At 61.0% G+C, this 19877-nt stretch carries 14 protein-coding genes; 8 read left to right on the plus strand and 6 right to left on the minus strand.

Going from position 1 to position 19877, the window contains the following annotated elements; translation table 11 throughout:
- Nucleotides 1-335 precede the first annotated feature (335 nt).
- From A7K61_RS06435 to A7K61_RS06460, 6 genes are all read right to left on the minus strand, one after another.
- The gene (locus A7K61_RS06435) at nucleotides 336-1877 is read right to left on the minus strand and encodes an efflux transporter outer membrane subunit (RefSeq protein ID WP_083263055.1); all 1542 of its coding nucleotides are present in this window, start codon (nucleotides 1875-1877) and stop codon (nucleotides 336-338) included.
- The gene (locus A7K61_RS06440) at nucleotides 1874-4981 is read right to left on the minus strand and encodes an efflux RND transporter permease subunit (RefSeq protein WP_069557203.1); all 3108 of its coding nucleotides are present in this window, start codon (nucleotides 4979-4981) and stop codon (nucleotides 1874-1876) included. Before A7K61_RS06440 ends, A7K61_RS06435 begins: the two co-directional genes overlap by 4 nt.
- On the minus strand, nucleotides 4978-8079 hold the full coding sequence (locus tag A7K61_RS06445; protein WP_047710745.1) for an MdtB/MuxB family multidrug efflux RND transporter permease subunit: 3102 nt from the start codon (nucleotides 8077-8079) through the stop codon (nucleotides 4978-4980). The genes A7K61_RS06440 and A7K61_RS06445 overlap by 4 nt, the downstream gene beginning before the upstream one ends.
- Nucleotides 8076-9374 carry an MdtA/MuxA family multidrug efflux RND transporter periplasmic adaptor subunit gene (locus tag A7K61_RS06450; protein ID WP_014718695.1) on the minus strand — a complete coding sequence of 433 codons (1299 nt, stop codon included), beginning with the start codon at nucleotides 9372-9374 and terminating at the stop codon, nucleotides 8076-8078. Before A7K61_RS06450 ends, A7K61_RS06445 begins: the two co-directional genes overlap by 4 nt.
- Nucleotides 9375-9605: 231 nt before the next feature.
- Nucleotides 9606-10106, minus strand: a complete 501-nt coding sequence (gene tpx, locus A7K61_RS06455; RefSeq protein WP_044273518.1) for a thiol peroxidase — start codon at nucleotides 10104-10106, stop codon at nucleotides 9606-9608.
- 245 nt (nucleotides 10107-10351) lie between these two features.
- Nucleotides 10352-10753, minus strand: a complete 402-nt coding sequence (locus A7K61_RS06460; protein ID WP_044273517.1) for a hypothetical protein — start codon at nucleotides 10751-10753, stop codon at nucleotides 10352-10354.
- A gap of 242 nt (nucleotides 10754-10995) precedes the next feature.
- Here A7K61_RS06460 and A7K61_RS06465 point away from each other — a divergent pair, with 242 nt between their 5' ends.
- The 8 genes from A7K61_RS06465 to A7K61_RS06500 all read left to right on the plus strand — a co-directional run bounded on the left by A7K61_RS06465 (nucleotide 10996) and on the right by A7K61_RS06500 (nucleotide 19872).
- The gene (locus A7K61_RS06465; RefSeq protein ID WP_069557204.1) at nucleotides 10996-12285 is read left to right on the plus strand and encodes a glycosyltransferase; all 1290 of its coding nucleotides are present in this window, start codon (nucleotides 10996-10998) and stop codon (nucleotides 12283-12285) included.
- Nucleotides 12286-12357: 72 nt separating this feature from the next.
- The gene (locus A7K61_RS06470; RefSeq protein ID WP_069557205.1) at nucleotides 12358-13263 is read left to right on the plus strand and encodes an AraC family transcriptional regulator; all 906 of its coding nucleotides are present in this window, start codon (nucleotides 12358-12360) and stop codon (nucleotides 13261-13263) included.
- A gap of 326 nt (nucleotides 13264-13589) precedes the next feature.
- Complete coding sequence (locus A7K61_RS06475; RefSeq protein ID WP_034135497.1) at nucleotides 13590-13826, plus strand: DUF6124 family protein; 237 nt, start codon at nucleotides 13590-13592, stop codon at nucleotides 13824-13826.
- A 201-nt stretch (nucleotides 13827-14027) separates the two neighbouring features.
- Entirely contained in the window at nucleotides 14028-15338 is a 1311-nt protein-coding gene (locus A7K61_RS06480; protein WP_069557206.1) for a sugar ABC transporter substrate-binding protein, read from the plus strand.
- 176 nt (nucleotides 15339-15514) lie between these two features.
- Nucleotides 15515-16405, plus strand: coding sequence for a carbohydrate ABC transporter permease (locus A7K61_RS06485; RefSeq protein ID WP_014718700.1), 891 nt, complete (start codon nucleotides 15515-15517; stop codon nucleotides 16403-16405).
- Between the two features lie 10 nt (nucleotides 16406-16415).
- Nucleotides 16416-17246 (plus strand): carbohydrate ABC transporter permease, encoded by an 831-nt coding sequence (locus A7K61_RS06490; RefSeq protein ID WP_005788583.1) that lies wholly within the window; start codon nucleotides 16416-16418, stop codon nucleotides 17244-17246.
- A 22-nt stretch (nucleotides 17247-17268) separates the two neighbouring features.
- Nucleotides 17269-18372, plus strand: a complete 1104-nt coding sequence (locus A7K61_RS06495; RefSeq protein ID WP_069557207.1) for an ABC transporter ATP-binding protein — start codon at nucleotides 17269-17271, stop codon at nucleotides 18370-18372.
- Between the two features lie 18 nt (nucleotides 18373-18390).
- Nucleotides 18391-19872, plus strand: a complete 1482-nt coding sequence (locus tag A7K61_RS06500; RefSeq protein ID WP_069557208.1) for a mannitol dehydrogenase family protein — start codon at nucleotides 18391-18393, stop codon at nucleotides 19870-19872.
- The last annotated feature ends 5 nt before the right edge of the window (nucleotides 19873-19877 follow it).

A 19877-nucleotide genomic window follows, 5' to 3' on the forward strand; every position in this document is an offset into this window, starting at 1 on the left:
CGGGGCGCAAAAGCCCGTGCCGGGTGGCAAATCGGGCGATTGTAGCGAGTATGAATCTCGGGTAGGTGATTAATTAACCCATTGGCCATGACGCCGTTTCTGGCGTCAATCGCATGGCGCGATCAGGGTGTTTTCAACATCAAAATGCAGAGCTTGCGCAAGTCCCCTGTGGGAGCGGGCTTGCCCGCGAAGGCGGTGTGTCAGTCACCCCATCTGCTACTGCACTAACGCTTTCGCAGGCAAGCCAGCTCCCACAGGGAACGGTGCTTAACTGGCTGACATTGGGGCAAGCCCACACGTTGGGTCTTGCTCCCACAGGATGCGCGGCGCACCGGTCACTCCTTTTCAGCCAGGGACGTCTGGCCGTCCCAGCCTCCGCCCAACGCAGCGATCAACTGCACACTGGCCACCAGGCGCGATTGCAGCAAGGTCAACACCGTACGCTCGTTACTCAGGGCCGTTGCCTGCACCGTGACCACGTCCAGGTAGGCAATCAACCCGGCCTTGTACTGGTTTTCGGTCAAGCGCAACGATTCACGCGCGGCTTCCAGCGCTTCATTGCTGACCACCGCCTCGTCGGCGAGCACCTTGAGCTGCACCATGTAGTTTTCCACCTCACGGAAACCGTCCAGCACGGTCTGGCGGTACTTGGCCACGGTCTCGTCGTAGCTGGCCACGCTGCGGTCGACTTCCGCCGAACGCTGGCCGCCATCGAACAAGGTCATCGCCAGTTTCGGCCCCACTGACCAGAAACGGTTCGGCAGGCTGATCCAGTCCTCGTACGTACTGCTGGAATAGCCGCCCTGCAGGCTCAGGCTGAGGTCCGGATAATAAGCCGCCTTGGCCACGCCGATATTGGCGTTGGCGGCGATGACCGAGCGCTCGGCCGAGGCGATATCGGGGCGGCGCTCCAGCAATTGGGACGGCAGGCTCACCGGTATCTGCGGCAGGGCCGGGATGTCGTTGCTCACAGCCAGATTGAAGTTAGCCGGCGCCTCGCCGATCAACACCGCAATGGCGTTTTCCAGCTGGGCGCGCTGCCAGATCAGGTCAATCAGGCTGGCCTGGGTGGTCTTGAGCTGAGTTTGCGCCTGGGCGATGGCATCCTTGCCGGCCACACCGGCACGGTACTGGTTTTCGGTCATTTTCAACGAGCGCTGGTAGGTGTCCAACGTGGCTTGCAGCAGGCGCGTCTGCTCGTCCATGACCCGCAATTGCAGGTAGCTTTGCACCAGTTCCGACTGTTGGCTCAGGCGCATTGCGGCCAGGTCGGCCGAGCTTGCCTCGGCACTGGCTTCGTTGGCCTCCAGGCCACGGCGCAATTTGCCCCAGATATCGGCTTCCCAGCTCACACCTAACTGCGCGTTGAGGGTGTCGCGGATGCCGCTGCTGGAACTGCTGAGGCTGGCACTGCTGCTGCCGGTGCCCTGGCTGGCGCGGGTTTTGCCAACGCTCAGGTCAACGCTGGGGTAAAACGCCCCGCGTGAGCTGCGCACCAATGCCTTTGCCTGACGAAAACGCGCTTCGGCCTGGGCGACGGTCTGGTTGGAGGCGTTGAGGCGTACCACCAGGTCGTTGAGTTGACGGTCACCGTACAGCTCCCACCAGGCGCCGCGGGCCAGGGAGTCGCTGGGGTTGGCCTGGCGCCAGCCCTGGGCCTCCTTGAACTGCACCGGCTCGATGACCTGCGGGCGGTTGTAGTCAGGGCCGATGGCGCAGGCGCTGAGCAACATAGCCAGTCCCACTGTAGGAGCGAGCTTGCTCGCGAAAGCCGTCAACGATAACGCGTTCATTCTGGATGAGCGCGGCGCATGGGCGTTCTTCGCGAGCAAGCTCGCTCCTACAGGGGTTGCAGGGGCGTTGGTGGGGTCGGTCATAGCGCAGTGTCCAGGGCAGCATCGGTACGCACGCCGCGCCAGGCATTGAAGCGGTGGCGCGCGCGGTCGAGGTAAAGGTAAACCACCGGGGTGGTGTAAAGGGTCAGGATCTGGCTGAACACCAGGCCGCCAATGATGGTCAGGCCCAACGGGTGACGCATTTCCGCGCCATCGCCGCTGCCGAGCAGCAACGGCAAGGCACCGAGGATCGCGGCCAGGGTCGTCATCAGGATCGGCCGCAGCCGCAAGAGGCAGGCGCTGCGGATCGACTCCAGCGGGCTCATGCCGTCGTTGCGCTCCAACTGCAGCGCGAGGTCGATCATCAGGATCGCGTTTTTCTTCACCACGCCGATCAACAGGAACAAACCCAGCAAGGAAATCAGGCTGAACTCGCCGCCTAGCAGGTAGATCGCCAACAACGCACCGACACCGGCCGACGGCAGCGTAGACAGGATGGTCAGCGGGTGAATGTAGCTTTCATACAAAATACCCAGCACCAGGTACACCGCCACCAGCGCGCCGAGAATCATGAACGGCTGGCCTTTCTGAGTCGCGGCGAACGCATCGGCGGTGCCGGCCATCTTGGCGATCACATCTTCGGGCAACCCGACCTTGGCAATCGCACGCTCGATGGCCGCCGTGCCCTGCTCCACCGTGACGCCGGGCGCCATGTCGAAGGCAATATTCTCCGAAGCAAACTGGCCTTCATGGCTGACACGGTCGTCGGCCAGGCTGTTTTCATAATGGGCAATGGTCGACAACGGTACCCGCGCGCCGTCGGCCGTGATCACCTGCATCTGGTTGAGGGTGATTGGGTCCTGGGCGTATTTGGGGTTGACCTCCATCACCACCTGGTACTGGTTGAGGCTGTCGTAGATGGTGGAAATCTGCCGCTGACTGTAGGCGTTGTTGAGCACCGCCGTGACCATATCCATGTCGATGCCCAGGCGCTTGGCCTGGTCGCGGTCGACAATCAACGTCACCTGGGCCGCGCCGCGGCCTTCGCGGGCGTCGATGGCAGTCAGCTCCGGCAACTCACGCATCGCCGCCACCACTTTCGGGTACCACAGGCGCAACGCGGCCAGGTCGCCGCTTTGCAGGATGTAGGAATATTGCGCGCTGGTCTGGTCGCGGCCGCCCCCGAACTGCAGGTCCTGGTCGGCCATGAGGAACAAGCGCCCGCCCGGCACCAGCGGCACCTCCTTGCGCAAGCGCTCGATCACCGCCTGGGCGGAGATCTTGCGTTCGCCAAGCGGCTTGAGGCGCACCAGCATCACTGCGTTGTTAGTGCCTTGGTTGCCACCGATAAAGCCGGCCACACTGAGCACCGCCGGGTCCTTGAGCACCGCCTGGCGAAAGATCTCCATCTTCGGCTGCATCACGCTGAACGACAGGCCATCGTCGCCGCGCACAAAACCGATCAACTGGCCGGTGTCCTGCTGGGGCATGAAGGTTTTGGGCACCACCACGTACAGCGCGATATTCACGCCCACGGTGACCAACAGGCTGAGCAAGGTCAGGCGCCGATGGCGCAACACCCAATCCAGGCTGGTGGCGTAGCCGGCGACCATGCGGTCGTTGACCTTCTGGCTCCAGCGCTGCAAACCGGTCTGCCGCTCCTTCACATGCGGCTTCAACCAACGGGCACAGAGCATGGGCGTCAGGGTCAGCGAGACAATCAGTGAGACGATGATCGCCGCCGACAAGGTGATGGAAAACTCACGGAACAGGTTGGTGACAATGCCGCCCATAAACAGAATGGACAGGAACACCGCCACCAACGACACGTTCATCGACAGCAAGGTAAAGCCGACTTCCTGAGCGCCCAGGTAGGCGGCTTTCATCGGTGGCACGCCCTCGTCGATGTGCCGGGAAATGTTCTCCAGCACCACGATCGCATCGTCCACCACCAGCCCGGTGGCGAGGATCAGCGCCATCAGCGAGAAATTGTTCAACGAAAAGCCGTACAGGTACATCACCGCAAAGGTGCCCACCAGCGACACCGGCACCGCCAGAGTCGGGATCAGCGAAGCACGGAAGTTACCCAGGAACAGGTACACCACCAGGATCACCAGCCCCACGGCAATCAGCAGGGTCATTTCCGCCTCATGCAGGGTGGCGGTGATCACGGGTGAACGGTCCATGGCCAGGCTGAGCTTGACGCTGGACGGCAACACCGCCTGCAACGCCGGCAACTGCGCCTTGATCTGCCGCACGGTTTCGATGATGTTGGCGCCGGACTGGCGGTTGATCACCAGCAACACCGCCGAATCATTGTTGAAGAAGCCGCTGTTGTAGCGGTCTTCCACCCCATCGGTGATCTTCGCCACGTCTTTGAGACGCAGGGCCGCGCCATCCTGATAACGAATCAGCAGGGGCTCATAGTCCTTGGCTTTTTCCAACTGGTCATTGGCCTGGATCTGCCAATTGCGCTCGCTGTCTTCCAGCGAACCTTTGGGCCGGCGCTGGTTGGCGTTGGCGATGGTGTTGCGCACATCGTCCAGGGCGACGCCGTACTGATCGAGGGCCTTGGGTTCCAACTCGATGCGCACCGCCGGCAGCGAACTGCCGCCGATCTGCACTTCGCCCACGCCCGGCACCTGGGACAGGCTCTGGGACAGGATGGTCGAAGCCAGGTCGTACAACTGCCCTTTCTGCAACACGTCGGAGGTCAGCGACAGCACCATGATCGGCGCCTGGGACGGGTTGATCTTCTTGTAGGTGGGCATGCTGCGCATACCGCTGGGCAGCAGGTTGCGCGACGCGTTGATGGCCGCCTGCACTTCCCGCGCCGCGCCGTTGATGTCGCGGTCGGAATCGAACGCCAGAATCACCCGGGTAGAGCCCTGGCTCGAGGAACTGCTCATGGTGGTGATACCGGCAATCGCGCCGAATGAGCGCTCCAGCGGCGTAGCCACCGTAGACGCCATCACCTCGGGGCTGGCACCGGGCAAGCTGGCCGACACCACAATCACCGGGAAGTCGATCTGCGGCAATGGCGACACCGGCAGCAAGTTGAAGCTGACGCCACCGAGCAGCATGATCGCCAGGCTCAGCAGCATGGTGGCTACCGGCCGGCGGATGAAAGGTCCGGACAGGTTCATGGCTCAACCGGCTCCAGGCGTTGCGGCTCTTTGCGCCAGCGCCGGCCAAGACGATCGAAGTACAGGTAGATCACCGGCGTGGTGAACAGCGTCAACACCTGGCTCACCAGCAAGCCACCGACCATCACCAGGCCCAGGGGCTGGCGCAGTTCGGCGCCGGAGCCACTGGCGAGCATCAACGGCACGGCACCGAACAAGGCGGCCAGGGTGGTCATCAGGATCGGCCGGAAGCGCAGCAGCGCCGCCTGGTAGATCGCCGTCTGCGGGTCCAGGCCCTGGTTGCGTTCGGCGTCGAGGGCGAAGTCGATCATCATGATCGCGTTCTTTTTCACGATACCGATCAGCAGGATGATGCCGATGATCGCGATCATGCCCAGGTCATTGCCGCTGAGCAGCAACGCCAACAAGGCCCCCACTGCCGCCGATGGCAAGGTCGAGAGGATGGTGATCGGGTGGATATAGCTCTCATAGAGCACACCGAGCACGATGTACATGGTGACCACCGCCGCCAGGATCAACAGCAAAGTGCTCGACAACGAGGCTTCAAACGCCTGGGCCGCGCCCTGGAACTGGGTTTGCACGCCCACCGGCATGCCGATGTCCTTCTGGGTCTGGTTGATCAGCTCCACGCCTTTGCCCAGCGCCACGCCGGGCGCCAGGTTGAACGACATCATCACCGCCGGGAACTGGCCGATATGGGCAATTGCCAACTGTGCCTGGCGCTGTTCCACATGGGCCAGGCTCGACAGGCGTACTTGGCCACCGTCGGTGGTCTTCACATGGATCTGGTTGAGGGCCGCCGGGCCGAGGGTTTCGCCGGACTGGGCCTGCAACACCACCCGGTACTGGCTGGCCTGGGTATAGATGGTGGAGATCTGGCGCTGGCCGAAGGCGTCATACAGCGCATCGGTGATGGTCGAGACGCTCACGCCCAGGCGCGAGGCCGCATCGCGATCAATCACCAGGTACACCTGCAAGCCTTTGTCCTGCAGGTCACTGGCCACGTCGGTGAGTTCCGGCAACTGGCTGAGGGCATGTACCAGCTTGCCGCTCCACAACGCCAGCAGTTCGGCGTCCGGCGAGGACATGCTGAACTGATACTGGGTACGGCTGACCCGGTCCTCGATAGTGAGGTCCTGCACCGGTTGCATGAACAAGCGGATGCCCACCAGCTTGTCGATCTGCGGTTGCAGGCGAGTGATCACCTGGGCTGCGCTCAAGTCGCGCTGGCCGTGGGCCTTGAGGTTGATCAGCAAGCGGCCGCTGTTGAGGGTGGCGTTATCGCCATCCACACCAATGTAGGACGACAGGCTCTCGACCGCAGGGTCGGCGAGGATGATCTTCGCCAGTTCCTGTTGGCGCTGGCTCATGGCCGCAAAAGAAATCGACTGCGGCGCCTCGGAAATGCCCTGGATCACCCCGGTGTCCTGAACCGGGAAAAAGCCCTTGGGCACCACCAGGTACAGCACCACCGTGAGCCCCAGGGTGGCGATCGCCACCAGCAACGTCAGCGGCTGGTGCTTGAGCACCCATTGCAGCTTGCGGCCGTAGGCTTCGATCAGCCAATCAATCCAGGCGCCGCTGGCCTTGTAGAAGCGGCCCTGCTCTTCTTCCTTGGGTTCGCGCTTGAGCAGACGCGCGCACATCATGGGCGTGAGGGTCAGGGACACCACCAGGGAAATCAGGATCGCCACGGCCAGGGTGATAGCAAATTCACGGAACAGCCGCCCGACCACATCAGCCATGAACAGCAGCGGGATCAACACCGCAATCAGCGACAAGGTCAGGGATATCAGGGTGAAACCAATCTGCTTGGCGCCCTTGAGCGCGGCCGCCATCGGCGTCTCGCCTTCCTCGATATAGCGCGAGATGTTCTCCAGCATCACGATGGCGTCGTCCACCACAAACCCGGTGGCGATGGTCAGGGCCATCAGCGTCAGGTTATTGATGGAGAATCCGGCCAGGTACATCACGCCAAAGGTGCCCACCAGGGACAGCGGCACCGCGATGGACGGAATGATCGTGGCGCTGACGCGGCGCAGGAACAGGAACGTCACCATTACCACCAGGGCAATGGCGATCAGAAGCTCGTGCTGTACGTCTTTGACCGAGGCGCGGATGGTCTGGGTACGGTCGGTGAGCACCGTCACGTCCAGGCCGGCCGGCAGGTTGTCGGTGATGCTGGGCAGCAGGGCCTTGATGCGGTCCACCACCTCGATCACGTTGGCACCCGGCTGGCGCTGGATATTGAGCAGTACAGCCTGGTTCTCGTTGGCCCAGGCGGCGAGGCGCTCGTTTTCGGCGCCGTCGACGATCTGCGCCACATCCTTGAGCCGCAGCGGCGCGCCATTGTTGTAGGCCAGGATCAGTTCGGCATATTGCTCGGGCGAAACCAACTGGTCGTTGGCGTCGAGCATCGACACGCGGGTGGGGCCGTCAAAGTTACCCTTGGGCTGGTTGACGTTGGAGGCGGCGATCAGGGCGCGTACGTCCGAGAGGTTCAAGCCATTGGCCGCCAGGGCCTCGGGGTTGACCTTGATGCGCACGGCCTGGCGCTGGCCACCGGCGATGCTGACCATGCCGACGCCGCTGATCTGCGCGATTTTCTGCGCCATGCGCGTATCGACCAAATCATTGAGTTTGGGCAGCAACATGGTCTTGGAGGTGATTGCCAGGGTCAGCACCGGGGTATCTGCCGGGTTGACCTTGTTGTACACCGGCGGCGCCGGCAAATCCTTGGGCAGCAGGTTGGTGGCGGCGTTGATCGCGGCCTGCACCTGTTGCTCGGCGACATCCATATTGATGTCGAGGTTGAAACGCAGGGTCAGCACCGAGGCACCGCCGGAGCTGGTGGACGCCATCTGCGTCAGCCCGGGCATTTGCCCGAACTGGCGCTCCAGCGGTGCGGTGACCGCGCTGGTCATCACATCGGGGCTGGCGCCGGGGTACAGGGTCATCACCCGGATGGTCGGGTAATCCACCTGTGGCAACGCCGACACCGGCAGCAGGCGGTACGCGATGATGCCGGCCAGGACAATGGCCAGCATGCTCAGCGTGGTGGCGACCGGGCGAAGGATGAACAGACGCGACAGGTTCATGAACCGACCTTTTGCGCCTTGCCGGCGTCAGCACCGGTCTCCCCTTTTGCTGCGGGCTTGCCTTGCAGGTGTTCGGTCGGGGTGGTCGGCACCTCGCTGCTGGCGTTGACCACTTCGATCTCGCTGCCGTCCTTGAGGCGGTCAGTACCTTCCAGTACCACGCGGTCGCCAGCGACCAGGCCTTCCTTGATCACGGTGTTTTCGCCATCGGTGTCACCTACCACCAAGGGCTGGACCTTGACCTTCTTGTCGCCGTCGAGCTTGTAGACAAAGGTGCCATTGTTGCCGAACTGGATCGCCGCAGAGGGCGCCAGCACCACGTTCTTCAAGGTATCAGCCAGCAGGTGCACATTGACGAACTGGTTGGGGAACAGCGCCTGGTCCTTGTTATCGAAACGCGCCTTGAATTTCAGCGTGCCGGTAGTCACATCAATCTGGTTGTCCAGGCTTTGCAGTACACCGACCGCCTGTTTTTTCACGTCGCTACGGTCCCAGGCTTCCACGGGCAATTTGTTGCCGGCGTGGTAACGGGCCAACACGGTCTCCAGGGTATTTTCCGGCAGGGTGAAAGCCACGCTGATCGGCTGGGTCTGGGTGATCACCGCCAGGGCGGTGGTGTCGTTGGCGGCGACGAGGTTGCCGACGTCAAGCTGGCGCAAACCGACGCGGCCACTGATGGGCGCGCGGATCTTGGTGAATTCCAGGTTGAGCTTGGCGTCGTCCACCGCGCCCTGGTTGGTCTTGACCGTGCCCTGGTATTGCAGAACCAGCGCTTCGGCGGTGTCCAGGGTTTGCTTGGCGATACTGTCCTGGGCGTACAGGTCGCGATAACGCTGTACATCAACCTGGGCGTTCTTCAACTGGGCCTGGTTCTGCAGCAAGGTGCCCTGGGCCTGGAGCAAAGCGTTCTGGTAGCTGCGTGGGTCGATTTCTGCCAGCAGGTCGCCGGCCTTGACCATCTGCCCTTCCTCGAAGGCGATCTTGACCAGCTCACCGCCCACCCGGCTGCGCACATTAATGGTGTTCAGCGCAGTGACCGTCCCCAGGGCCTTGTAGTACACCGGGAACTCCCCCAGCACCGCCGGTGCCACACGCACCGGTACCGGCCCGGTGGAACCACCGAAGCCCGGCCGCGCCATGCCGGTCTTGCCCGTGTGCCCCGCCGGAGCATCTTTATGGGCCGCGCCACTGGGCCAGAATTTCCAGCACAGGCCGGCGATAACCAGCAGCACGAGCAGGCCAAACAGCCAGCGGCGGGAGTTGCGGGAGGAGGATTGCATGGAGTGATCAACCATTGGGGGTGAGAGCTTCTTCTTCGGGAGGCTGAAAGATAAGCACTGGGGTGCGTTTAGAAAAGCACCTTTACCGGCTATTTACCTTAGGCTTACAACGTTTAACTTTTGATCTTAGTCCACCGGCTATTTCGCTAAGCCGCTGACGCTCAAATAAAAACGGCCTGGACTAGGCCAGGCCGCAATCATGCATCATACGTGTTACTGCCAAACGACAGTCATACGTAGAAACAGTTACTTCAACACAGCCAGGGCGGCGTCGTAGTTTGGCTCTTCAGCGATTTCCTTGACCAACTCGCTGTGCAGCACGTTGTCGTTTTCGTCCAGTACCACGACAGCGCGTGCGGTCAGGCCTTTGAGCGGGCCGTCGGCAATGGCCACACCGTAATCAACAGCGAAGTCCGAATCACGGAAGTCCGACAGGTTCTTCACGTTTTCCAGGCCTTCGGAGCCGCAGAAACGTGCCTGGGCGAATGGCAGGTCGGTGGAGATGCACAGCACCACGGTGTTGGCCACGTCGTTGGCCTGGGCGTTGAACTTGCGCACCGAAGTGGCGCAGGTTGGGGTGTCAACGCTTGGGAAGATGTTCAGCACTTTGCGCTTGCCGGCAAAGGTAGCCAGGGTGGCGTTGGACAGATCGCCGGCGGTCAGGGTGAAGTCTGCAGCTTTGGCGCCTACTTTCGGCAGTTCGCCTTCAACCTGGACCGGGTTGCCTTTAAGGGTGACTTGAGCCATGAACGGAATCCTTATGCTGGGTTTGGTTAAACGAATTCGAGAGGCGGAAGTTAACCACAAAGTGCCGAAGCTACCTACCGCCAGACACAAATTGTCATGTCCCCACGCATGATCAATACCGACACCGCCTGGAATCGGGCGCGAACACGTGCTTACCCGCCGAAATTGCGCTGATATAGATTCAGTTCGATAGATAGGAAATGCCGGGCACCGGAGGTGCCCGGCAAGACGTTGGCGCTCGCGAGCTAGATGCTTACGGCATGCGTCGCTATTGCCCGATCATCGGGTCCGGACATATCAAAGATAAACTCTGCCCTGAACGTTATCGTCTGAGTCCCGCTCGGAATCGCTACTGACTTGTAGTTTGACCAAGTATGCCACTGCCCATCCTGCATACGGTCATCGGGCGAGTCCAGGTCCCATACAGTGTTGTTGCCGACCTTGACATCGTAATTAATATTGGCTTTGTTACGTGAACTATCGCCCTTGATCATGTAGTCCTCGGTTGTCAACGTCAGCGTGTTACCTGAGCGCTGAAACCTGATACGCAAATTGCCGCTATAGCCGGTAACACCCCTTGTCAATGTGACGTTATGCCAGTCAGCTTCAACCGCGTTCCCCTTGTTGGTTTGTTCATGGTCATCCATGGTAGGCACCTCCTGAAAACGATTTGATGAGTTTCCGACCGCCCTACATCCGGAAAGCTGTAGCGAACCTAACACCCTGCACAAGCCGCGATAACTGTGAACGTTGACAGGCCAAAAGCTCATTTCGCAATTAAAATCCACGCATTAATCAGCATTTCCTCGCAAGGCTTGTTGCGCCGCAAAAGTGTGATTTAATCAGCCGCTTTTTTAGGCCCGCCCCGACGGCACGAAGGACTCATTTCATGCATCAACCCGCCACCAAAGTCCTGGTCATTGGCTACGTCTGGCCCGAACCCCGTTCTTCTGCAGCGGGCGGGCATATGATGCAAATCCTTGAGAGTTTTCTTACGCAAGGTTGGGACATTACCTTCAGCAGCCCCGCCACCATTGGCGAGCACAAGGCCGACCTGCCCGCACTCGGGATCGCCGAACGCGCTATCGAACTGAATAACAGCAGTTTCGATGATTTTGTCCGCGAATTGGCCCCGGACATTGTGCTGTTCGACCGTTTCATGATGGAGGAGCAATTCGGCTGGCGCGTGGAACAATGCTGCCCCGACGCGCTACGGGTGCTGGAGACCTCCGACCTGCAAAGCCTGCGCGACGCCCGTCACCAGCGTTTCAAAGAACAAGTAAAAGCCAACCCCGACAGCGACGACTTCAGCGCCCTGTTCGCCCCGGCATTGGAGGACGAGTTCCAGCGCATGGCCGATACCGACCTGGCCAAACGCGAAATCGCCGCCATTTACCGCTGTGACATCAGCCTGATGATCTCTGACGTGGAAATCCGCCTGCTCACCGAACAGTTCAAGGTGCCGGCCGCCCTGCTCCACTGGTGCCCGTTGATGCTGCATCCGCCCAGCGCTGCATTTGCGCCCTTTGAAGACCGTGCGCATTTCCTCAGCATCGGCAACTTCCGCCACGCGCCCAACTGGGATGCGGTGCTGTGGATGAAGCACAGCCTGTGGCCGCTGATTCGCCAACAACTGCCGGGCGCGCAGTTGCATATCTACGGCGCCTACACCCCGCCCAAGGCCACGGCCCTGCACAACCCGGCGCAGGGTTTCCATGTGATGAACTGGGCCGAAGATGCATTGCAAGTCATGACCGCCGCGCGTATATGCCTGGCACCGCTGCGCTTTGGCGCCGGCATCAAGGGCAAGTTGGTGGACGCCATGCTGTGCGGCACGCCCGCTGTCACCACCCCAATCGGCGCCGAGGCCATGGGCGATGACCAACCCTGGCCCGGCGTGATCGCAGAGGACGCCCCGGCCCTGGCCGCCGCTGCCGTGGCCCTTTACCAAAACCGCGAGCGCTGGACTCAAGCCCAGGAACAAGGGCGCCAACTCCTGGCCCGGCGCTATGACCAGGACGTGCACGGGCCCGCCTTAGTGGAATGCCTGGAACGTTGCCGCAGCAACCTTGCCGTTCATCGCCGGGACAACTTCACCGGCAGCATGCTGCGCCACCACGCGCATAAAAGTACCCAGTACATGTCCCAGTGGATCGAGGCCAAAAACCGCACCCTATAAACACTGGCGCTGGCGAGGTCGCGCGGGACGGGGCATTATCCTACGCAGCAACCACAATAAAGCGACGGCAGCATGACCCGAGCAACGCGCATCACCGACCCTTCCTACGAGCTGATGGACGACCACAACGGCCTGTCCATCATCTATCGCCAGCACGGCTTCCCCTGCCCCCTGGTGCGCTGGCATTTCCACAAGGAATACGAGCTGCACCTGATCGTCGCCAGCTCCGGCAAGGTGTTTATCGGCGACTACATCGGCAACTTCTACCCCGAAAGCCTGTTCCTCACCGGCCCCAACCTGCCCCATAACTGGATCAGCCAGGTGGAAGAAGACGAAGTCGTGCCCAAGCGCGACATGCTGGTGAACTTCACCGATGAATTGTTCGAACATGGCAGCCACATCTTCACCGAACTCAAAAGCCTGGCGCCGCTGCTTGAACGTGCGCAATACGGCATCGAATTTCGCTGCAAAAAAACCATCGCCCACGCCATGACCCTGATGCAACGCATCGAAGACGCCCGGGGCATGGCACGCCTGGGGCACTTCTTTATCTTGCTGGAAGTGTTGAGCGCCTGTGAGAACTACCAGTTACTGTCCGGCGTGACCACGCCACAGCAAGCCGACGAACACAGCATCGACCGCACCAACCGCGCGGTGGACTACATCTTTGCCCACTACGCCCGCGAGCTGCCGCTGGAAGAAGTGGCGGAGTACCTGGGGATGAAGCCGACGTATTTTTCCCGGGTATTCAAACAGGCGACCGGGCGGACTTTTATTGAATTCGTCAATCGGCTGCGCATCAGCAAGTCCTGTGAATTGCTGGCCGATGGGGACAAGGCCGTGACGGATGTGTGCTTTGAGTCGGGGTTCAATAACATTTCCAACTTCAATCGGCGTTTTCAGCAGCTTAAGGGGATGACGCCGTCTCACTATCGGCGGTTGGCGGTGCAGCGGTTGACGGAGCAGAATTTGGCTTGAGGTTGATCGTTCGTCTAGGTAGTGGGAAACAGAAACGTCTTACAAGGCTTTGAGGTTGCCCCTAGGACACTCGATCTCTAGTCTCCGTACACCGCTGCATACTCAGCGGTCGGGCGTCGCGGCCCGGTTTAATCAGATGCAAAGTGCCATTTCCGCTTTTAGTCGGCGTTTTTTTATCGTCTACTGTGCGGCTTCATGGTGGCTGTGCGCGGGATACCTTCGGGTATGCCGGTTTCCTGATTCCGGTCCGCGAACCTGCGTACAGCTACCACCCAATAGCGTCGCGGCGAAAGGGTGGCAGCTCCACTTAAATCAGGAGTTTCACCATGATCAAACCCACACCAAATCCCCCTGCCAGCGTGCTATTCACCGTTAAAGACGGCATCTGCACCCAAGACCTACTCGTCAACCTCAGCGAATCCCTCGCCTCTGCCCACGCCCTCACCTGCGATTTCGCCTTTGAACTCGACGGCTCGCGACGAGAAGGTGCGCTGGGTATTGCACAGTTGATTGAGGTATCCAGGTTGTTGGCTGAACGCGTATTGGCTGATATCGAGCGCTAAATCCTGCATCGATCGCCCTCAAGCTTCGTTTGAGGGCGATCACCGAGTGCAAAAAAGTATCAGTGAGCGTGCTCCCAAGGATTTGTCACCGCCGCTTTTGAAGGCTGTAATCAACGCACACTCTTCCTGACTCCTGGTAGGAAGACACAACAACAATAACCGTCCTTCTGTAGCCCCCTGGGCGCGGAAATGGAGTGCGCGATGAAGTTCACAGCAAAAGCATTGCTTGCCTGCACCTGCATGACCCTCAGCGCCGTCAGCCTTGGCGCGCAAACCCTGACCATTGCCACCGTCAATAACAGCGACATGATCCGCATGCAGAAGCTCTCGAAAACCTTCGAGGCCGAGCATCCGGAGATCAAGTTGAACTGGGTGGTGCTCGAAGAAAACGTGCTGCGCCAACGCCTGACCACCGACATCGCCACCCAGGGCGGGCAGTTCGATGTGTTGACCATCGGCATGTACGAAGCCGCACTCTGGGGCGCCAAGGGGTGGCTGGAGCCGATGAGGGATTTGCCGGCGTCCTACGACCTTGATGACGTGTTCCCTTCGGTGCGTGACGGTTTGTCGGTCAAGGGCTCGTTGTACGCCCTGCCGTTCTACGCCGAAAGCTCGATCACCTATTACCGTACCGACCTGTTCAAGGACGCCGGGCTGAGCATGCCTGAGCACCCGACCTGGAGCCAGATCGGCGAATTCGCCGCCAAGCTTACCGACAAATCCAAAGAGCAATACGGCCTGTGCCTGCGCGGCAAAGCCGGTTGGGGTGAGAACATGGCGCTGATCACCACCCTGGCCAACGGCTTCGGCGCGCGCTGGTTCGATGAGAAGTGGCAGCCAGAATTCAACGGCCCCGAGTGGAAGAACGCGCTGAACTTCTACGTCGACAACATGAAAAAATCCGGCCCGCCGGGTGCTTCCAGCAACGGCTTCAATGAAAACCTGGCGCTGTTCAACAGCGGCAAGTGCGCGATCTGGGTGGATGCCAGCGTGGCCGGCTCGTTTGTTACCGACAAGAGCCAGAGTAAGGTCGCAGACCATGTCGGCTTTACCTTCGCGCCCCATGAGAAAACCGACAAGGGCACGTCGTGGCTGTACTCCTGGAGCCTGGCGATCCCCACCAGTTCCAAGGCCAAGGATGCCGCCAAGGTGTTCACCAGTTGGGCCACCTCCAAGGAATACGGCCAGCTCGTGGCCAAGACCGATGGCATCGCCAACGTGCCACCAGGTACCCGCCAATCCACCTACAGCGACGAGTACATGAAGGCCGCGCCGTTCGCCAAGGTGACGCTGGAATCGCTGAAAGTGGCCGACCCGACCAAGCCGACCGAGAAACCGGTGCCGTATATCGGTATCCAGTTGGTGACCATTCCTGAATTCCAGGCGATTGGTACCCAGGTGGGCAAGTTCTTCTCGGGGGCGCTGACCGGTCAGCAGACCGTCGATGCTGCATTGACCGCCGCGCAGAACACCACCGAGCGGGAAATGAAGCGGGCTGGTTACCCCAAGTAACCCTGCCCCATCACCGCAAATGTAGGCGCTGGGCTTTTGTGGAAGCTGGCTTGCCTGCGATGCAAACAACTCGGTCTATCCGTAACACCGAGGCGATGCCATCGCAGGCAAGCCAGCTCCCACAGTGACCGCGCTCCGACGCAGATTCTGTAGGCATCTGACTGGTTCTGATCACCATGAATACACCCACCAAAAACCGTCTGGCCAACCCCGGCTGGTTTCTCGTCAGCCCCTCGGTGGCCTTGCTGCTGCTGTGGATGATCGTGCCGCTGGGCATGACCCTGTACTTTTCGCTGATCCGCTACAACCTGCTCTACCCCGGCGAAAACCAATTCGTGGGGCTGGAAAACTTCAGCTACTTCATCACCGATTCGGGCTTCCTGCCTGGCGCCACCAATACCCTGTTGCTGGTGGGCAGCGTGTTGCTGATCAGCGTGGTGTTCGGCGTGTTGATCAGTGCGCTGCTGGAGGCCAGTGAATTTCTGGGGCGCGGCATCGTGCGGGTGATGCTGATCTCGCCGTTCTTCATCATGCCCACCGTCGGCGCGCTGATCTGGAAGAACCTGATTTTTCACCCGGTGTCGGGGATTCTCGCTGCCGTGTGGAAGTTCTTCGGCGCCGAGCCAGTGGACTGGCTGGCGCATTACCCGCTGCTGTCGATCATCATCATTGTGTCGTGGCAATGGCTGCCCTTCGCGATCCTGCTGCTGATGACCGCCATGCAGTCCCTGGACCAGGAGCAAAAGGAAGCCGCACGCCTGGATGGTGCCGGCGCCATTGCGATCTTCTGGCACCTGACCTTGCCCCACCTGGCCCGCCCGATTGCCGTGGTGGTGATGATCGAAACGATCTTTTTGCTCTCGGTGTTCGCCGAAATCTTCACCACCACCAACGGTGGCCCCGGCTACGCCTCCACCAACCTCGCCTACCTGATCTACAACCAGGCGCTGGTGCAGTTCGACGTGGGCATGGCCTCGGCCGGCGGCTTGATTGCCGTGGTCATCGCCAATATCGCGGCGATCATCCTGGTGCGGATGATCGGCAAAAACCTGACTGACAAGCCTTGAGGGCCGCGCCATGACGCTTCAACAATCCCGCCGCCTGCAAAGCCTGTTGCTCGGCACGTTGGCCTGGGCCATCGCGATCCTGATTTTCTTCCCGATCTTTTGGATGGTGCTGACCAGCTTCAAAACTGAAATCGACGCGTTCGCCACGCCGCCGCAGTTCATCTTCACGCCGACGCTGGAGAACTACCTGCACATCAACGAGCGCAGCAACTACTTCGCCTACGCCTGGAACTCGGTGGTGATTTCGTTCAGCGCCACCGCCCTGTGCCTGCTGATCTCGGTGCCGGCCGCCTACTCCATGGCGTTCTACGAAACCCAGCGCACCAAGGGCACACTGCTGTGGATGCTGTCCACCAAGATGCTGCCGCCGGTGGGCGTGCTGATGCCGATCTACCTGCTGGCCAAGAGCTTCGGCCTGCTGGATACGCGCATTGCGCTGATCATCATCTACACCCTGATCAACCTGCCGATCGTGGTATGGATGGTGTACACCTACTTCAAAGACATCCCCAAGGACATCCTCGAAGCCGCCCGCCTGGACGGCGCCACCCTGTGGCAGGAAATGGTCCGCGTGCTGCTGCCGATCGCCAAGGGCGGCCTGGCCTCAACGGTGTTGCTGTCGCTGATCCTGTGCTGGAACGAGGCGTTCTGGTCGCTCAACCTGACGTCCTCCAGCGCCGCGCCGTTGACCGCCTTGATCGCCTCTTACTCCAGCCCCGAAGGCTTGTTCTGGGCCAAGTTATCCGCCGTCTCGACCCTGGCCTGCGCGCCGATCCTGATCTTTGGCTGGATCAGCCAGAAGCAGTTGGTACGCGGTTTGTCCTTTGGCGCCGTCAAATAATAATTCGAAAAGGAGGCCCATCATGGCCAACCTGAAAATCAAGAATCTGCAAAAAGGCTTCGAAGGTTTTTCCATCATCAAGGGCATCGACCTGGAAGTGAACGACAAGGAATTCGTGGTATTTGTCGGCCCGTCGGGTTGTGGCAAGTCCACGCTGCTGCGCCTGATCGCCGGCCTGGAAGAGGTCAGCGACGGCACCATCGAACTCGATGGTCGCGACATCACCGAAGTGACCCCGGCCAAGCGCGACCTGGCCATGGTGTTCCAGACCTACGCGCTGTACCCGCACATGAGCGTGCGCAAGAACATGTCGTTTGCCCTGGACCTGGCCGGCGTGGACAAGAAGCTGGTCGAGAGCAAAGTCAGCGAAGCGGCGCGCATCCTTGAGCTGGGGCCTTTGCTGGAGCGCAAGCCCAAGCAACTCTCGGGCGGCCAGCGCCAGCGCGTGGCGATTGGACGGGCGATTGTGCGCAACCCGAAGATCTTTCTGTTCGACGAACCGCTGTCCAACCTCGACGCGGCCCTGCGCGTGCAAATGCGCCTGGAGCTGGCGCGCCTGCATAAAGAACTGCAAGCGACCATGATCTACGTGACCCACGACCAGGTCGAAGCCATGACCCTGGCCGACAAGGTGGTGGTGCTCAACAGCGGGCGCATCGAACAGGTCGGCTCGCCGCTGGATCTGTACCACCAACCGGCCAATCTGTTTGTCGCGGGTTTTCTCGGCACGCCGAAGATGGGCTTCCTCAAGGGCCAGGTCACCCGCGTCGACAACCAAAGCTGCGAGGTGCAACTGGACGCCGGCACACTGATCAGCCTGCCGTTGAGCGGCGCCACCCTGAGCGTGGGCAGCGCGGTGACCCTGGGCATTCGCCCGGAGCATCTGGAAATCGCCACGCCGGGGCAAACCACCCTGACCGTCACCGCCGACGTCGGCGAGCGCCTGGGCAGCGACACCTTCTGCCACGTCATCACCCGCAACGGCGAGCCGCTGACCATGCGTATCCGTGGCGACATGGCTAGCCAATACGGCGAGACGCTGCAGTTGCACCTGGACCCGGCGCACTGCCATCTGTTCGACACCGATGGCGTCGCCGTGGCCCGCCCACTGCGCGCTGCCGCCTGATTTCGTGAGTATTTCCCGATGAAATTGAATAAAGCCAACCTCACCCGACTGGCACCCGAAGTGCAGGTACCGACCTACGCGCTTGCCGATACCCGCCAGGGCATCGCGCACATTGGCGTCGGCGGTTTCCACCGTGCGCACCAGGCGTTTTACACCGATGCCCTGATGAACACCGGCGAGGGCCTGGACTGGGGCATCTGCGGCGTCGGCCTGCGCAGTGAAGACCGCAAGGCCCGCGACGACCTGGCCGGCCAGGATTACTTGTTCACCCTGTATGAACTGGGCGACACCGACGACACGCAAGTGCGTGTGATCGGCTCGATCAGCGACATGCTGCTGGCCGAAGACGGCGCCCAGACGCTGATCGATAAGCTCGCCAGCCCACAGATCCGCATCGTCTCGCTGACCATCACCGAAGGCGGCTACTGCATCGACGACAGCAACGGCGAGTTCATGGCCCACCTGCCGCAGATCCAGCATGACCTGGCGCACCCGAGAGCGCCGAACACCGTGTTCGGTTTTATCTGCGCCGCCCTCACCCAGCGCCGCGCCGCCGGCACCCCGGCCTTTACGGTGATGTCCTGCGATAACCTGCCCCACAACGGCGCCGTCACCCGCAAGGCCCTGCTGGCCTTCGCCGCCCTGCACGACGCCGGGCTGCATGATTGGATTGAGGCCAACGTGAGCTTCCCGAATGCCATGGTCGACCGCATCACGCCAATGACCAGCACCGCCCACCGCCTGCAACTGCACGACCAGCACGGCATTGACGACGCCTGGCCGGTGGTGTGCGAGCCGTTTGTGCAATGGGTGTTGGAAGACAAATTCGTCAAGGGTCGCCCGGCCTGGGAAAAGGTCGGCGTGCAGTTCACCGATGACGTCACGCCTTACGAAGAAATGAAAATCGGCCTGCTCAACGGCAGCCACCTGGCCCTCACGTACCTGGGGTTCCTCAAGGGCTACCGGTTCGTTCACGAGACCATGAACGACCCCGTGTTCGTGGCGTATATGCGCGCCTACATGGACCTGGACGTCACGCCGAACCTGGAACCGGTGCCCGGTATCGACCTGACCGAATACAAGCAGACCCTGGTGGAGCGCTTTTCCAACCAGGCGATTGCCGACCAATTGGAGCGCGTGTGCTCCGACGGTTCATCGAAGTTTCCCAAGTTCACCGTGCCGACCATCAACCGCCTGATTGCCGACGGCCGCGAGACTGAACGCGCGGCCCTGGTGGTGGCGGCCTGGGCGTTGTACTTGAAAGGCGTGGATGAAAACGGCGTGCGCTACAGCATCCCGGACCCACGGGCAGCGTTCTGCCAGGAGCTGGTGAGCGATGACGCGCTGATCAGCCAGCGGTTGCTGGGGGTGGAAGAGATTTTTGGCACGGCTATTCCCAAGTCGGCGGCGTTTGTGGCAGCGTTCGAGCGTTGCTATGCAAGCCTGCGTGACAAAGGCGTCACGGCCACGCTGCAAAACCTCCTGAACAAACCGGATTAAACATG

The organism is Pseudomonas sp. AP42 (assembly GCF_001728935.1).
Lineage (GTDB): Bacteria > Pseudomonadota > Gammaproteobacteria > Pseudomonadales > Pseudomonadaceae > Aquipseudomonas > Aquipseudomonas lactis.

What these genes read in the sequence shown, in the direction of transcription:
- A7K61_RS06435 (WP_083263055.1), bottom strand. Translation starts at nt 1,877, where the DNA reads ATGACCGACCCCACCAACGCCCCTGCAACCCCTGTAGGAGCGAGCTTG.
- A7K61_RS06440 (WP_069557203.1), bottom strand. Translation starts at nt 4,981, where the DNA reads ATGAACCTGTCCGGACCTTTCATCCGCCGGCCGGTAGCCACCATGCTG.
- A7K61_RS06445 (WP_047710745.1), bottom strand. Translation starts at nt 8,079, where the DNA reads ATGAACCTGTCGCGTCTGTTCATCCTTCGCCCGGTCGCCACCACGCTG.
- A7K61_RS06450 (WP_014718695.1), bottom strand. Translation starts at nt 9,374, where the DNA reads ATGGTTGATCACTCCATGCAATCCTCCTCCCGCAACTCCCGCCGCTGG.
- tpx (WP_044273518.1), bottom strand. Translation starts at nt 10,106, where the DNA reads ATGGCTCAAGTCACCCTTAAAGGCAACCCGGTCCAGGTTGAAGGCGAA.
- A7K61_RS06460 (WP_044273517.1), bottom strand. Translation starts at nt 10,753, where the DNA reads ATGGATGACCATGAACAAACCAACAAGGGGAACGCGGTTGAAGCTGAC.
- A7K61_RS06465 (WP_069557204.1), top strand. Translation starts at nt 10,996, where the DNA reads ATGCATCAACCCGCCACCAAAGTCCTGGTCATTGGCTACGTCTGGCCC.
- A7K61_RS06470 (WP_069557205.1), top strand. Translation starts at nt 12,358, where the DNA reads ATGACCCGAGCAACGCGCATCACCGACCCTTCCTACGAGCTGATGGAC.
- A7K61_RS06475 (WP_034135497.1), top strand. Translation starts at nt 13,590, where the DNA reads ATGATCAAACCCACACCAAATCCCCCTGCCAGCGTGCTATTCACCGTT.
- A7K61_RS06480 (WP_069557206.1), top strand. Translation starts at nt 14,028, where the DNA reads ATGAAGTTCACAGCAAAAGCATTGCTTGCCTGCACCTGCATGACCCTC.
- A7K61_RS06485 (WP_014718700.1), top strand. Translation starts at nt 15,515, where the DNA reads ATGAATACACCCACCAAAAACCGTCTGGCCAACCCCGGCTGGTTTCTC.
- A7K61_RS06490 (WP_005788583.1), top strand. Translation starts at nt 16,416, where the DNA reads ATGACGCTTCAACAATCCCGCCGCCTGCAAAGCCTGTTGCTCGGCACG.
- A7K61_RS06495 (WP_069557207.1), top strand. Translation starts at nt 17,269, where the DNA reads ATGGCCAACCTGAAAATCAAGAATCTGCAAAAAGGCTTCGAAGGTTTT.
- A7K61_RS06500 (WP_069557208.1), top strand. Translation starts at nt 18,391, where the DNA reads ATGAAATTGAATAAAGCCAACCTCACCCGACTGGCACCCGAAGTGCAG.